At 71.4% G+C, this 14,004-nt stretch carries 12 protein-coding genes; 2 read left to right on the plus strand and 10 right to left on the minus strand.

Annotated elements, in window-relative coordinates; genetic code table 11:
• Positions 1 to 145 precede the first annotated feature (145 nt).
• Together KUM49_RS12635 and KUM49_RS12640 are read right to left on the minus strand one after the other, a co-directional pair.
• A complete protein-coding gene (locus KUM49_RS12635) occupies positions 146 to 1,117 on the minus strand; it encodes an alpha/beta fold hydrolase (protein WP_217236884.1) in 972 nt (323 codons plus the stop codon).
• Positions 1,118 to 1,736: 619 nt separating this feature from the next.
• On the minus strand, positions 1,737 to 2,429 hold the full coding sequence (locus KUM49_RS12640; protein WP_217236885.1) for a metal-dependent transcriptional regulator: 693 nt from the start codon (positions 2,427 to 2,429) through the stop codon (positions 1,737 to 1,739).
• A 242-nt stretch (positions 2,430 to 2,671) separates the two neighbouring features.
• On the opposite strand from KUM49_RS12640, the gene KUM49_RS12645 reads away from it, so the two are divergent.
• A complete protein-coding gene (locus KUM49_RS12645; protein WP_217236886.1) occupies positions 2,672 to 3,427 on the plus strand; it encodes an SIS domain-containing protein in 756 nt (251 codons plus the stop codon).
• A 33-nt stretch (positions 3,428 to 3,460) separates the two neighbouring features.
• On the opposite strand, the gene KUM49_RS12650 is transcribed toward KUM49_RS12645, so the two are convergent.
• From KUM49_RS12650 to KUM49_RS12660, 3 genes are all read right to left on the minus strand, one after another.
• Complete coding sequence (locus KUM49_RS12650) at positions 3,461 to 4,867, minus strand: PAS domain-containing protein (RefSeq protein WP_217236887.1); 1,407 nt, start codon at positions 4,865 to 4,867, stop codon at positions 3,461 to 3,463.
• A gap of 150 nt (positions 4,868 to 5,017) precedes the next feature.
• Positions 5,018 to 5,470 carry a GNAT family N-acetyltransferase gene (locus KUM49_RS12655; RefSeq protein WP_308406612.1) on the minus strand — a complete coding sequence of 151 codons (453 nt, stop codon included), beginning with the start codon at positions 5,468 to 5,470 and terminating at the stop codon, positions 5,018 to 5,020.
• 395 nt (positions 5,471 to 5,865) lie between these two features.
• Positions 5,866 to 6,966, minus strand: coding sequence for a citrate synthase 2 (locus KUM49_RS12660; RefSeq protein WP_217236888.1), 1,101 nt, complete (start codon positions 6,964 to 6,966; stop codon positions 5,866 to 5,868).
• Between the two features lie 354 nt (positions 6,967 to 7,320).
• On the opposite strand from KUM49_RS12660, the gene pdxH reads away from it, so the two are divergent.
• On the plus strand, positions 7,321 to 7,950 hold the full coding sequence (pdxH, locus tag KUM49_RS12665; RefSeq protein WP_254401168.1) for a pyridoxamine 5'-phosphate oxidase: 630 nt from the start codon (positions 7,321 to 7,323) through the stop codon (positions 7,948 to 7,950).
• 46 nt (positions 7,951 to 7,996) lie between these two features.
• Here pdxH and KUM49_RS12670 read toward each other — a convergent pair whose 3' ends face one another.
• The 5 genes from KUM49_RS12670 to KUM49_RS12690 form a co-directional block, all read right to left on the minus strand.
• Complete coding sequence (locus tag KUM49_RS12670) at positions 7,997 to 8,617, minus strand: TetR/AcrR family transcriptional regulator (protein ID WP_217236890.1); 621 nt, start codon at positions 8,615 to 8,617, stop codon at positions 7,997 to 7,999.
• Positions 8,605 to 9,348 carry an enoyl-CoA hydratase family protein gene (locus KUM49_RS12675; RefSeq protein WP_217236891.1) on the minus strand — a complete coding sequence of 248 codons (744 nt, stop codon included), beginning with the start codon at positions 9,346 to 9,348 and terminating at the stop codon, positions 8,605 to 8,607. Before KUM49_RS12675 ends, KUM49_RS12670 begins: the two co-directional genes overlap by 13 nt.
• Positions 9,345 to 10,913 (minus strand): 4-coumarate--CoA ligase family protein, encoded by a 1,569-nt coding sequence (locus tag KUM49_RS12680; RefSeq protein WP_217236892.1) that lies wholly within the window; start codon positions 10,911 to 10,913, stop codon positions 9,345 to 9,347. Before KUM49_RS12680 ends, KUM49_RS12675 begins: the two co-directional genes overlap by 4 nt.
• Before the next feature lie 27 nt (positions 10,914 to 10,940).
• The gene (locus tag KUM49_RS12685) at positions 10,941 to 12,080 is read right to left on the minus strand and encodes an acyl-CoA dehydrogenase family protein (RefSeq protein WP_217236893.1); all 1,140 of its coding nucleotides are present in this window, start codon (positions 12,078 to 12,080) and stop codon (positions 10,941 to 10,943) included.
• 79 nt (positions 12,081 to 12,159) lie between these two features.
• Positions 12,160 to 14,001 carry a biotin carboxylase N-terminal domain-containing protein gene (locus KUM49_RS12690; RefSeq protein ID WP_217236894.1) on the minus strand — a complete coding sequence of 614 codons (1,842 nt, stop codon included), beginning with the start codon at positions 13,999 to 14,001 and terminating at the stop codon, positions 12,160 to 12,162.
• Positions 14,002 to 14,004 lie beyond the last annotated feature (3 nt).

Here is a 14,004-nt window from a genome sequence, read left to right on the forward strand (position 1 = left end):
CGCACCCTCCCCCCAGGGGCGCGGGGAACTACGCGACCAGCCACCAGGCACCCGCACCCGGCACACCGCACAAACCCCCACCCCCGTGGCCGCCGGCCCGCCGGGCCTTGCAGCCGGGTCCCGGGGTGAGCTCTGGGGGCCGGTGTCAGCCCGTGAGGTCGGTGAGGACCGTGTCCAGGAAGGGCTCGACCGCGCCCCGCCAGGCGTCCGGCTGGTCGTAGTGCACGAGGTGGCCGGCGTCGGCGACCTCCGCGTACTGGCCGCGGGGCAGCACGCGGACCATCTCCTGGGCCTCGGCGCGGCCCAGCTCGCCGTCGAGACCGCGCACGACCAGGGCGGGGCACTCCACCTGGGTGAGTTCCTCCCAGTGGGCGTCGTACACCCAGGTCTCGCGGGACTCGAGCATCTGCTCCGGGTCGAAGACGGGGCGCCAGCCGTCGGGGGACTCCTGCATGACCTCGGCGTAGAACTCGCCGCGGGCCGGGTTCGGGCGCTCCACCCAGGGGTCGTCCTCGCCGAACCACTTGCGGACGTCGGCGAGCGTGGCGAAGGGGACGGGCCAGGCCTTGAACCAGTCCTCCCACTCGCGCTGCGAGGCGGCGCCGAGTGCGGAGGCCCGCATGTCGCAGATGATCACCCCGCGGACCAGGTCGGGACGCTTGGCGGCGAGCTGCCAGGCGGTCAGGGCACCCATCGCGTGGCCGATGAGGACGGCCGGCCCGAGCCCGAGCTGTTCGAGGGCGGCCTCGGCGTCCTCGACGTACGCCTCGCGCGTGTAGGACGCCCGCGGGGGTTTGTCGCTCTGGCCGTGGCCGCGCTGGTCGAGGGCGACGGCGCGATGCCGCTCGGAGAGCCAGCGGGCGGTGGACGCCCAGTGCGAGGCACGGCCCATCAGGCCGTGCAGTAACAGCACACCGGGGGCCCGCTCGGGCTCCCCGGGGCCGCCGGACTGCGGGGACGCCGTCCGCCCCGCTGCGGCCTGCTTCGGTACGTCCTGCTGCAGTAAGCCGTTCTGCTTCGGTACGTCCTTCGCCGGGTCGGACTTGGGAGGGTCGCCGAACTCCCAGGCGGCAAGGCGTACGCCGCCCGCCCCGATCACGTCGATGCGTCGCGCCACTGGTCCTGGCACCCCCCTAGCTCCGCTCGGACCCGTTCGCTCCCGCTCCAGGCGGCGGGTCCTGTGAACCTCGTCCTGCCCTGCCCTGCCGTGTCTGTCGTTCCTGCCCACACCCCTGAAGCGCAGGTTCCGCGTGATGCGTCACCCGCAGAGTATCCAATTTATCGAATATGTATTCGAAAATACGGCTCTCGCCGACAACACCCCTCGTTCGAGTGACCACACTCCAGGAATGATCGCCGCCGCCGAGGGGAGATCTTCAACGGGAGGCGGACCGCTCGGGGAAACCGGTCCGAAGGGGATGACCTTGAGAGCTCGGGGCTCCAGGTCAGCACAGGGGAGGACAGGCCCCGGCGCCACCAGGCGCCGGGGCCATCCACACGTCCACGGCACATCTTCCCGCCCCCTCCCCGGCCGGACGCGGCATCGCTGCCGGACCACGGCCAAGAACCCTCAGGTCATATGCCTCACGCGACAGCCTCGCACGGCAAGCGTCCGAGCGCTGCGATTCGGCACAGTGAATCTCGGATTCGACGAGATGGCCGGAAAACCACAACTGCCCCGCCAGTCTCGGCAGTTGAGACGGCCATCGCCGCCTTCGGCCGTACCGCCGAACCGCTCAGCGCTTGGCCACGAACACGTGCGACGCGACGCCCGCCTCCAGCTCCGCCGCCTCACCACCGCTGCCCACGAGCACACCGCCCGCCGACTCCGTCACGCTCACCACCGAGCCGGGCTGCACGCCCGCCCGGCGCAGCGTGTACATCAGCTGCGCGTCCGTCTGGATCGGCTCGCCGATCCGGCGCACCACGACCGTCTTGCCCTCCAGACCCGGGTCGAGATCGGCGAGCGACACCATGCCCTCGTCCAGGAACGGGTCCGCGCCGTCCTTCTCGCCCAGCTCCTCCAGGCCCGGGATGGGATTCCCGTACGGCGACTCGGTGGGGTGGCGCAGCAGCTCGAGGACGCGGCGCTCGACCGCCTCGCTCATCACGTGCTCCCAGCGACACGCCTCGGCGTGCACCTGCTCCCACTCCAGGCCGATCACGTCGACGAGCAGACACTCCGCGAGCCGGTGCTTGCGCATCACGCGCGTGGCCAGCCGACGGCCCTCGTCCGTAAGCTCCAGGTGACGGTCGCTGGCGACGGACACCAGGCCGTCGCGCTCCATCCGCGCCACCGTCTGGCTGACCGTCGGCCCGCTCTGGTCGAGCCGCTCGGCGATCCGGGCGCGCATGGGGACCACACCTTCCTCCTCCAGCTCGAGGATGGTGCGGAGATACATCTCCGTGGTGTCGATCAGTCCGGACATACGTGCCCCTTGATGAGATCTGCCCGGAAGCACGACAGCTTCCCGGCTTGTGCGCTGGCCCTGGCACCAATTCTGCCGGATACCACTGACAAGCGTGCCGCGCCGTGGAAACCAAGGGGTTACAGGACCCTTCCCACGACCGTATTGACATCCCAGTGGTCCAGACCGCACCGTGATCCGCGACACACGCGCCGCGACACAGACGCCGAGACCCAGACTCCCGACGCTCCGAAGGGGCCCGCATGAGCGACAGCAAGCCGGCCGGTCAGTTCTTCGACGCCGCGATCGGCCTGCTGCAACGGGTCAGAGACGAGGAGGCCCCCACCATCGAGGCGGCCGGCGTGCTCCTCGCCGACACCGTCGCCTCCGGCGGCCGGCTCTTCGCCTTCGGCGCCGGTCACTCCTCCCTCGCCGCACAGGACGTCGTCTACCGCGCCGGCGGCCTCGCCCTGATGAACCTGCTGGCCGTCCCCGGCACCGTCGGCGTCGACGTCATGCCGGCGACACTCGGCTCGGCCCTCGAACGCGTCGACGGCCTCGCCCGCGCCGTCCTCGACTGCTCCCCGGCCCGCGCGGGCGACGCCCTCGTGATCATCTCCCTCTCCGGACGCAACGCCCTCCCCGTCGAGATGGCCATAAGCGCCCGCGCCCTGGGCCTCAAGGTCATCGGCGTGACATCCGTCGCGTACGCCACGGAGACGACGTCCCGGCACCTCTCCGGCACCTACCTCAAGGACCACTGCGACATCGTCCTCGACTCGAAGATCGCCGTCGGCGACGCGGAACTCACCCTCGACACCATCCCGGCCCCCTTCGCCCCCGCCTCCACGGTCGTCACCTCGGCCATCCTCCAGGCGGTCATGGCCACGGCGGCGAGCAGCCTGGCCGACCGGGGCATCGAACCCCCACTGCTGCGCTCGGGGAACGTGGACGGGGGCCACGAATGGAACGGACGGGTGTTCGAGAAGTACGGGGAGCGGATCTTCTACCGGCGCTAGACACCCGCCGGTCCGCGGACAGTCGTACTGCCGCTACTCCCGCCCCAGCACCTCGGCCAGATCCAACGCCGAGCCGATCCGAACGGCCACATCCTCCGCGTACACCGCGTCCCCACGCTCGAACTGACTCCGCCCGGCCCCACGCAGAAACGTCACGACCCCCAGCGTCCGCCCCCGACTCCGCAGCACCGCGCACAACGCGTGCACCGCATCCGACGGCCACTGCCGGGAAACCGCCCACTCCCGGGCCTTCTCCACCGACACGGTCCCCACACTCGCCCGCACCGACCCGGCCCGCTCCACGCACTGCAACGCCGGATGCCCCTCCCCGTACCGCACCGGCAAACCCGCCTGCCCGGTGAGCAGAGACGGCCCCGGCGCCCCCGAGGGCGTCGCCGCGACCCGTACCAGCCGCAGCGAACCCGTCTCCGCCCCGTCCGCCACCGCGCCGCCCGACACCCGGTCGATCAGCGCATGGTCGGCGAACCCGGCCAGCGCGAAGTCCAGGTGCACAGCCGCCGCCTCACGCGGGTCCTCGCACTCGGCGGCGGCCCGGACAGCCCGGTGCAACTGATTCGTACGGAACCGCAGCAGCGACGCCTCCTGCTCACTCTGCTTGGCGTCCGTCACGTCATGGAAGAGCCAGCCCACGCCCAGCGGTACGGGCTCCTCCGCGAGCGGTGACGCCAGCCGCACGAACCCGCAGCGCCAGCAACGCCGCTGCTCACCGTCCGGCGTACGCACACTCACCCAGATCTCGGCCGGCGCGGGCGGCGCGCCCTCGGCCAGCACATGCGTGAGCGCGCTCTCCAACTCCTCGACACCCTGGGCGAGCAGATCCCCGAGCGGCCGCCCCAGGACGGACGTACGCCCGACACCCAGCGCCCGCGCGGCATGCGCGTTGACCACGGCGGGCCGCAGATCGGCGTCGACGAGCACGACACCCCAGCTCGCTTCCTCGAACAGCGCCTCGCTCAGCGCGATCGACCGCTCCAGGTCGATCTGCGTGTGCACCTCACTGAAAGCGCAGTACAGCCCCGCGGGCTTACCGTCCGGCCCACGCACCGCCGCCGACTGCGTCCGTACGAGCACCCGCCCGCCGTCCTTGGTCAGCAACGCGAACTCGTGCACCTGCCGCCCGGGAGCGTGCATCGCGGCCAGCAGCCGCCCCTCCACCTCCTCGGCGTCGGCACTGCGCACCGCCCACCCGGCGAACCCGTGCCGCCCCACGGCCTCGGCGGCGCTCCACCCGAGGATCCGCTCGGCCTCGCGGTTCCAGTGCGTCACCACCCCGTCCGCGTCGAAGGCGCACAGGGCCGCGTCCATCCCGTCGAGCAGCGCGGCCAGCAGATCCGAGCCGTCCGAACCCTCCGGACCGTCCCGCTCGGGCTCGTCCGGCCCGATCTCGTCGGTGGTCCCACTACGCCGGGAAGCACTCACCTGGACCCCCTGCAGGCTGCCGCGTCCGCACGTACGGCACGTCGGTTCGCTCACTAACAATCATCTAACTGGAACGTGACGCAGCACACACCGGGTTCCCACAAGATGGAAAAAATCGTTGTGCGCCGGAAATCCGAGTATCCCGCCGGCCTAGACCTGGGACGGCGCGAGCCTCAGATCCACCCACACGTCCGTCTCACCGTCCAGCACATACCGCTCCACCTCCACGAAGCCCCGCGCCCCGGCGAACCGCAGCCCGTCCTCATTCACCGCCAGCACACACGTCTCGACCACCCGAGCCCCCAGCTCATGCGCACACCGGAGCCCCTTCTCATACAACGCCGCCCCAAACCCCCGCCCCCGGTACTCGGGCAGCACGCGCGCGATGACGGTCGCCACGGCCCCCTCCCCCTCGGGCGGCCGCACGGTCGAACACCCGACGACCATCTCCCCGAGATACGCGTTCTCCAGCCGGTAACGCCCAGCGCGCTCCCGCACCTCATCGATCCCCATGGCAGCGGGCGGCACGATCACGTTGTGCACATGCCGCCACTCCTCGAGCACGACGTCTCCGTCGACCGGCTGAATCCGCAGGTCAGGCACGACGACCACGCCCCCTTCGCGCGGGCATCTCTGTCTCCATGTTCAAGTCCCGGAAAAAGCGGTTGATCGCACGCCCACCGGTTCTTAGTGTGTGGGCTACACGAGAAGGGAGGTGGTTCGGCAGATGTACAAGAACCGGACGCGTGAGGTGGCTGCGGGCTAGCGGCCCGTCACCCCACCGAGTGCGGTGCCGGACCAGCGCGTGAAAGAAGCGCGCAGCCGGCCCAATCCCAGCAGTCACCCGACCCGCGAGCTCGCCGGTACGTCCGGCCGGCTTCTTCGCCGTCAGGCGGAGGGACCACGAGCTCGCGGGTCGTCTGCGTTCGCGGGACCGAACAACTCCGCGTGGCACCACGCGGAGTTGTTCGGTCCCGCGTGATGCCCGGCGGCAGGGCTCAGCGCACGATGTCGCCGTAGCCCTCGATCTCGCGCGGGTCGCGGGAGCCGGGGCCGATGTAGCGGGCGGAGGGGCGGACCAGGCGGCCGGTGCGCTTCTGTTCCAGGATGTGGGCCGACCAGCCGGCCGTGCGGGCGCAGGTGAACATCGAGGTGAACATGTGGGCCGGGACCTCGGCGAAGTCGAGGATGATGGCGGCCCAGAACTCGACGTTCGTGGCGAGGACCCGGTCGGGGCGGCGGGCGTGGAGCTCTGCCAGGGCCGCCTTCTCCAGGGCTTCGGCGATCTCGAAGCGGGGGGCGCCGAGTTCGCGGGCGGTGCGGCGCAGGACGCGGGCTCGCGGGTCTTCGGCGCGGTAGACGCGGTGGCCGAAGCCCATCAGGCGTTCGCCCTTGTCGAGGGCCTGCTTGACGTAGGCGTCGGCGTCGCCGGTGCGTTCGATCTCCTCGATCATGCCGAGGACACGGGAGGGGGCGCCGCCGTGCAGCGGGCCGGACATGGCTCCTACGGCGCCGGAGAGAGCGGCCGCGACGTCCGCGCCCGTCGAGGCGATGACGCGGGCCGTGAAGGTGGAGGCGTTCATCCCGTGTTCGGCGGCGGAGGTCCAGTAGGCGTCGACGGCCGCCACGTGCTTGGGGTCGGGCTCGCCGCGCCAGCGGATCATGAAGCGTTCGACGACGGACTGCGCCTTGTCGATCTCCCGCTGCGGGACCATGGGCAGGCCCTGGCCGCGGGCGGACTGGGCGACGTAGGACAGGGCCATCACGGCGGCTCGGGCGAGGTCCGCGCGGGCCTGGGCGGAGTCGATGTCCAGCAGCGGCTTCAGGCCCCACACGGGGGCCAGCATGGCGAGCGCGGACTGGACGTCGACGCGGATGTCGCCGGAGTGCACGGGGATCGGGAAGGGCTCGGCGGGCGGCAGGCCGGGGTTGAAGGCGCCGTCGACGAGCAGTCCCCAGACGTTGCCGAACGAGACCTGGCCCACCAGGTCCTCGATGTCGACGCCCCGGTACCGGAGTGCGCCGCCCTCCTTGTCGGGTTCGGCGATCTCCGTCTCGAACGCGACGACTCCTTCGAGTCCGGGTACGAAGTCGGACATCAGGCGGCTCCTCTTGATGTGTGCGACGGGTGGTGGGGATGTTCTGTTGTGCTGCGGCCGGTGTGCTGCGGGTGCGGCGACCACGTGACGGGCGGTGGGTGTGCGGCCGTCCCACGGATCCACGGTTCGTCTGCGAGAACTCGCGGCCCTGGGCGGTACCTCTGTGATGCCCCGCGCGGTCGGCGGTCACCCGACCGGAACGGCATCAGCACGATAGCCGCGAGTGTCACCCTTGGGGAGATGTTGCGGCACTGGGTGCCACTCAGTGATGAAGGACACCGTGCTGAACGCGGCCCGTGGATACGGCAGGATGACGGCGTGACCGACCGAGACGCCCCCCTCGATCCCGCCTCCATGCGCAAGCAGTACCGCGCCGAAGGGCTGACCGAGGCCGACCTGGCCGCAACGCCCGTCGAGCAGTTCGCGCGCTGGTTCAAGGAGGCCGCGATCGAGGGGCGGCTCTTCGAGCCGAACGCCATGGTCGTCGCCACGGCGGACGCCGAGGGCCGGCCCAGCGCGCGCACGGTGCTGCTGAAGCACTTCGACGAGCAGGGTTTCGTCTTCTACACCAACTACGACTCCCGCAAGGCCCGCGAGCTGGCGGAGAACCCATTCGTCTCGTTGCTGTTCCCGTGGCATCCGATGGCCCGCCAGGTCATCGTCACGGGCGTCGCGTGGCGCACCGGACGGGACGAGACGGCCGCGTATTTCCGCAGTCGCCCGCACGGCTCCCAGCTCGGTGCGTGGGCGAGCGCGCAGTCCTCGGTGATCGCGGACCGCACCGGCCTGGACGCGGCTTACGCGGAGCTGGCCGCCCGCTATCCGGAGGGCGAGCAGGTGCCGGTCCCGCCGAACTGGGGCGGCTTCCGGGTGGCGCCGGAGGCGGTGGAGTTCTGGCAGGGCCGTGAGAACCGGCTGCACGACCGGCTGCGGTACGTGGCGGAGCCGGACGGGAGCTGGCGGGTGGAGCGGCTCAGTCCGTGAGGGCGGGGGCGGCGGCCGGGCCCGGAACCGCTGATCCGGTCCTCCGTCAGCCCAGTGCCTCGTCCAGCAGGTTCGCCCATTGCGTCACGACCCGGTCGCGGCGGCCGGCGTCGTCCGTGAGCAGGTTCGCCAGTCCCAGCCCCCGGGCCATGTCGAGCAGGCCCTGGACCGTTTCGCGGACGCCGGGGCGGGATTCGTCGGCGTCGAGCAGGTCCACGGCGATGCGGTGGGTCTCGCGGCCGACGCGGGCTTCCAGTTCTGTCACTCTCAGTCGCAGCTGGTCCTCGTTGGAGGCGGCGACCCACAGGTGGAGGGCGGCGCGGAAGAGGGGGCCGGTGTAGAGGTCGACGAGGGCGGAGACGACGGTCCGGCGGTCGTCTGTCGTGGCGCCCTGGGGGAAGAGGGCGCGCAGGGCGGTGGAGCGTTCTTCGGCGACGTACTCGACCGCCGCGGTGAAGAGGTCTTCGCGGGTCGGGAAGTGGTGCTGGGCGGCGCCGCGGGAGACGCCGGCGCGTTCGGCGACGACGGTGACCGTGGAGCCCGCCCAGCCGTGTTCGGCGAGGCAGGCGACGGCGGCCTCCAGGAGGCGCTGCCGGGTGGCGCGGCTGCGGTCCTGTTTGGGGGCGCGGTCGCCCGGGGGGCGGTCGACCGCGTTCACAGCGCCCATGGGGGATCCCGTCGTTCGAGGAAGGCCGTCATGCCCTCGCGGGCGTCCGCGGAGGCGAACAGGCGGGCCGAGAGGGCGGCCAGTTCGTCCGCGTCCTGGTCGAAGGCCTCCAGCACCTTAGCCGTGAGCAGGCGTTTCGTCTCGGCGAGGGCGTGTGGGGAGGCTCGGCGCAGTCCGTCGAGGACGGGGGCGAGGACCTGGTCGACGTCGGCGTGGTCGGCGGCTGCCGTGAGGAGGCCGATGCGGGCGGCCTCGGCCGCGTCGAAGGTCTCCCCGGTGAGGTAGTGGCGGGCGAGGGCGCGGGGGTCGACGCGGGGCAGGAGGGGGAGGGAGATCAGTGCCGGGGCGACGCCGATGCGGACTTCGGTGAAGGCGAAGGTGGCGGTGTGGGAGGCGGCGGCGATGTCGCAGGCGCCGAGCAGGCCGAGGCCGCCGGCCCGTACGTGGCCGGTGACGCGGGCCACGACGGGCTTGCGGAGTTCGACGATCTGCCGGAGCAGGGCGACCAGGGCTTTGGGGTCCGGTGGTTCGCGCAGGTCGGCGCCCGCGCTGAAGGTGGTGCCGGTGTGGGTGAGGACGACGGCGCGTACGGCGTCGTCCTTGCCCGATCGTTTCAGCGCGTCCGCGAGTTCGTGCACGAGCGGGGCGGACAGGGCGTTGCGGTTGTGCGGCGAGTCCAGGGTGAGGGTGGTGATGCCGCGTGTGTGCGTGGGGTGGACCAGGGCGGTCACGTCCGCTCCCTGAGTTGTCGGCGCAGGATCTTTCCGGAGGCGGCGCGTGGGACGCCTTCGATGAAGGTGACGTGGCGGACGCGTTTGTAGGGGGCGACGCGTTCGGCGACGTACATCATGACCTCTCCTTCGGAGAGGTCGGTGGCGGCCGGCTGGCGGACCACGTAGGCGTGCGGGCTTTCGTTGCCGTCGTCGTCGTAGACGCCGATGACGGCCGCGTCGGCGATGCCGGGGTGGGTGAGGAGCAGGGCTTCGAGTTCGGCGGGGGCCACCTGGAAGCCCTTGTACTTGATGAGTTCCTTGACGCGGTCGACGACGAACAGCCAGCCGTCGGCGTCGGTGTGGCCGACGTCTCCGGTGTGCAGCCAGCCGTCGGGGTCGATCATCGCGGCGGTGGCGTCGGGGCGGCCGAGGTAGCCCTTCATGACCTGGGGGCCGCGGATGAGGATTTCACCGGACTCGCCGATGCCGAGGTCTTTGTCGGGGTCGTCGAGGGAGACGATCCGCATCTCGGTGCCGGCGATGAGCCTGCCGACGGTGCCGGCGGGTGCTTCGCGCATGGCGTCGAGGGGGACGACGTGGGTGCCCGGGGACAGTTCGGTCATGCCGTAGGCCTGGCCGACGGGGGGCAGGCCGAGCCGCCCGGAGCAGGCGGCGGCGAGTTTGGCGTCCAGGGGGGCGGCGGCGCTGACGATGTACTGGAGGGACGTCAGGTCGTACTGCGCGACGGCGGGGTGCTTGGCGAGGGCGAGGACGATCGGCGGGGCGACGTACAGGCCGGTGATGCGGTGGTTCTGGATGGCGGCGAGGAAGGTTTCCAGGTCGAAGCGGGGCAGGACGACGACGGTGGCGCCCAGGCGCAGGGGGGCGTTCATGAGGGCTGTCAGGCCGTATATGTGGAAGAAGGGCAGGACGGCGAGGATGCGGTCGCCGGGGCCGGTTCCCATGGCGGGTTCGAGCTGGGCGAGGTTGGTGGCGATCTGGCGGTGGGTGAGCATCACGCCCTTGGGTGTGCCGGTGGTGCCGGACGAGTACGGGAGGGCGGCCACGTCCTGCTCGGGGTCGATGTCGATCTGCGGTTCGGGGGCCGCCGAGGCCAGCATGTCGATGAGCGAGCGGTGTCCGGGGGCGCTGTCGCAGACGAAGATCTCCCGGACGCCGCCGGCGAGTTCGGCGGCCCGGCGGGCGGTCTGCAGGAGCGGTGAGACGGTGATGATCCAGCGGGCGGCGGAGTCGGTGAGCTGCTTGGCGAACTCCTCCGGGGTGGCGAGGGGGTGCACGGTCGTGACGGAGGCTCCCGCGCGGGTGGCGGCGTAGAACGCGGTCGGGAAGGCGATCGTGTTGGGGCTGTGCAGGGCGAGGACGTCGCCCTTGCGGACGCCGGCATCGGCGAGGGCGGCGGCGACGCGGCGGTGGAAGCGGTCCAGTTGGCCGTAGGTGAGTGTGGTGCCGTCGGTGCCGTCGATGAGGGCGGGCGTGTCACCGAACTCGGCGGCCCGGCCGAGCACCGCCTCGTGGATGGGGAGTTCTACGGGCGGGACGTCTGCGTACTCGCTGCGGAACACGGTTCCTCCTCGCGCGGCACGTGCCGGTCAGTACGACTTGGGCAGGCCCAGGGTCTGGTGGGAGACGTAGTTGAGAATCATCTCCCGGCTCACCGGAGCAATACGAGCCACGCGCGCGGCTGTTATCAACGAGGCGAGCCCGAACTCGCGCGTGAGGCCGTTCCCGCCGAGCGTGTGCACGGCCTGGTCGACCGCCTTCACGCAGGCCTCCCCGGCCGCGTACTTGGCCATGTTGGCGGCTTCGCCCGCGCCCGCGTCGTCGCCGACGTCGTAGAGGTGGGCTGCTTTCTGCATCATCAGGCGGGCGAGTTCGAGGTCGATGTGCGCCTGGGCGAGGGGGTGGGCGATGGCCTGGTGGGCGCCGATGGGGGTGTTCCAGACGGTGCGGTCGCTGGCGTACGTGATGGCTTGTGCGAGTGCGTAGCGGCCCATGCCGATGGCGAAGGCGGCGGTCATGACGCGTTCGGGGTTGAGGCCGGCGAAGAGCTGGAGGAGGCCGGCGTCCTCGTCGCCCACGAGTGCGTCCGCGGGGAGCCGTACGTCGTCGAGGGTGAGCTCGAACTGCTTTTCCGCGGCGGTGAGTTCCATGTCGATGCGGTGGCGGGTGAAGCCGGGTGTGTCGCGGGGGACGATGAAGAGGCAGGGCTTGAGGCTGCCGGTGCGGGAGTCCTCGGTGCGGCCGACGATGAGGGTGGCGTCGGCGATGTCGACGCCGGAGATGAAGACCTTGCGGCCGGTGAGGAGCCAGTCCCCGGTGTCGGGGTCGCGGCGGGCCGTGGTGGTGATGCGGTGGCTGTTGGAGCCGGCGTCGGGTTCGGTGATGCCGAAGGCCATGGTTCGGGTGCCGTCGGCGAGGCCGGGGAGCCAGTGCTGTTTCTGGGCGTCCGTGCCGAAGCGGGCGATGACGGTGCCGCAGATGGCCGGGGAGACGACCATCATGAGCAGGGGGCAGCCGGCGGCGCCGAGTTCTTCGAGGACGATGGAGAGTTCGGCGATGCCGCCGCCTCCGCCTCCGTACTCCTCGGGGAGGTTGACGCCGAGGTAGCCGAGTTTGCCTGCCTCGGACCAGAGGGCTTCTCGGTCGTGGTGGCGGCCGTGGCGGGTGCCGAGGGCGGTTACGGCTGCTCGTAGGGCCTTGTGTTCCTCGGATTCGATGAGGGTGGTCATGAGGCTCCTCAGGGGAGGGGGGTTCTGCCGTTTGGAGGGTGCGGGTCGTGTGTGGCTGGTCGCGCAGTTCCCCGCGCCCCTAGGTGGCTTGCACCACCGCCAGCAGAGAACCGACCGTCACCTGGTGTCCGGGTGTGGCGTGGAGGGCCGTGAGTGTTCCCGTGACCGGCGCTGTGATCTTGTGTTCCATCTTCATCGCCTCCAGCCACAGCAGGGGCTGGCCCGCCTGGACGGTGGAGCCGAGCTCCACGCCCTCGGCCACCCGCACCACCGTGCCCGGCATGGGGGCCACCAGGGAGCCGGGGGCCAGGTGAGCCGTCGGGTCGGGGAAGCGGGGCAGGGCCCGCAGGGCGGTGTTGTTGACGTGCACCTCGTCGCCGTGGCGGGCCACCGTGAACTTCCGTCGTACGCCGTCCACTTCCAGGACGACGAGATCTGCGGCGGCGTGGACGACGCGCACTCCGTCCGCCTGCAGGCCCGCCCGGGTGTGCCGGTAGTGGACCTCGTGCTCCTCCCCCGCGATCGCGTAGCGCTTGGTCTGCGGCTGGGAGGGGACGTTGCGCCAGCCTCCGAAGCGGGAGCGGCCGTGGGCGTTGGCGAGGGCGGCGGCCAGGGGGGCGTGGGGTTCGGGGGCGGAGGCGGTGAGTTCGGGCAGATGGCGGTCGTAGAAGCCCGTGTCCATGCGGGCGGTGGTGAACTCCGGGTGCCGTAGCGACCGTACGAGGAGGTCCCGGTTGGTGAGGGGGCCGTGGAGCGTGGCTCGCTCCAGGGCGCCCGCGAGTTTGCGGACGGCTTCCGCGCGGGTGGGAGCGTGGGCGACGACCTTGGCGAGCATCGGGTCGTAGTGGACGCCGATGGAGTCGCCGTCCTCGTAGCCGGTGTCCAGGCGGACGCCTTCCGGGACGGTCAGGCGGTGCAGGGTGCCGGTCTGGGGGGTCCAGTCGTTCGCCGGGTCCTCGGCGTACAGGCGGGCCTCCACGGCGTGGCCACGCGCGCGTGGGGGGTCGTTCTCGAGGGGGTGGCCTTCTGCGACGCGGATCTGCTGGGCGACCAGGTCGATGCCGAAGACGGCTTCGGTGACGGGGTGTTCGACCTGGAGGCGGGTGTTCATCTCCAGGAAGTGGGGTTTGCCGTCGGCGATCAGGAACTCGACCGTGCCGGCGCCCACGTAGTCGACGGCGCGGGCGGCGCGTACGGCCAGGGTGTGCAGTTCCTCGGCGAGCCCGTCGGGCAGGGCGGGTGCGGGCGCCTCCTCGATCACCTTCTGGTGGCGGCGCTGGAGGGAGCAGTCGCGGGTGCCGAGCGCCCACACCGTGCCGTGTGTGTCGGCGAGCACCTGGACCTCGACGTGGCGTCCGTTCTCCACGTACGGCTCGACGAACACCTCTCCGTCGCCGAAGGCGCTCGCGGCCTCGGCGCGCGCGGCCTCCAGCGCGGAGTCCAGGTCCTGCGGACGGCGCACGATCCGCATGCCGCGCCCTCCGCCGCCCGCCGCCGCCTTCACCAGGACGGGCAGGTCGGTCTCGGTGACGTCGCGCAGGGGTTCGAGGCCCATCAGCTTCTTGGCGTGTGTCTTGGACGCCATCGCCTCGATCGCCTCCGGCGGCGGGCCGATCCAGACCAGGCCGGCGTCCAGGACGGCGCGTGCGAAGCCGGCGTTCTCGGAGAGGAAGCCGTAGCCGGGGTGCACGGCGTCCGCGCCGGCGGCGACGGCGGCCTTCACGATCAGGTCGCCGCGCAGATACGTGTCGGCGGGCGCCGCGCCCGGCAGTCGTACCGTCGCGTCGGCCACGCGCGCGTGGAGGGCGTTCTCGTCGGCGTCCGAGTGCACGGCGACCGTCCGGATGCCCAGTTCACGGCAGGTGCGGAAGATGCGGCAGGCGATCTCGCCCCGATTGGCGACCAGCAGTGTCGAAATCATGGG

It is taken from the genome of Streptomyces sp. AC555_RSS877, from assembly GCF_019049245.1.
Taxonomy (GTDB): domain Bacteria; phylum Actinomycetota; class Actinomycetes; order Streptomycetales; family Streptomycetaceae; genus Streptomyces.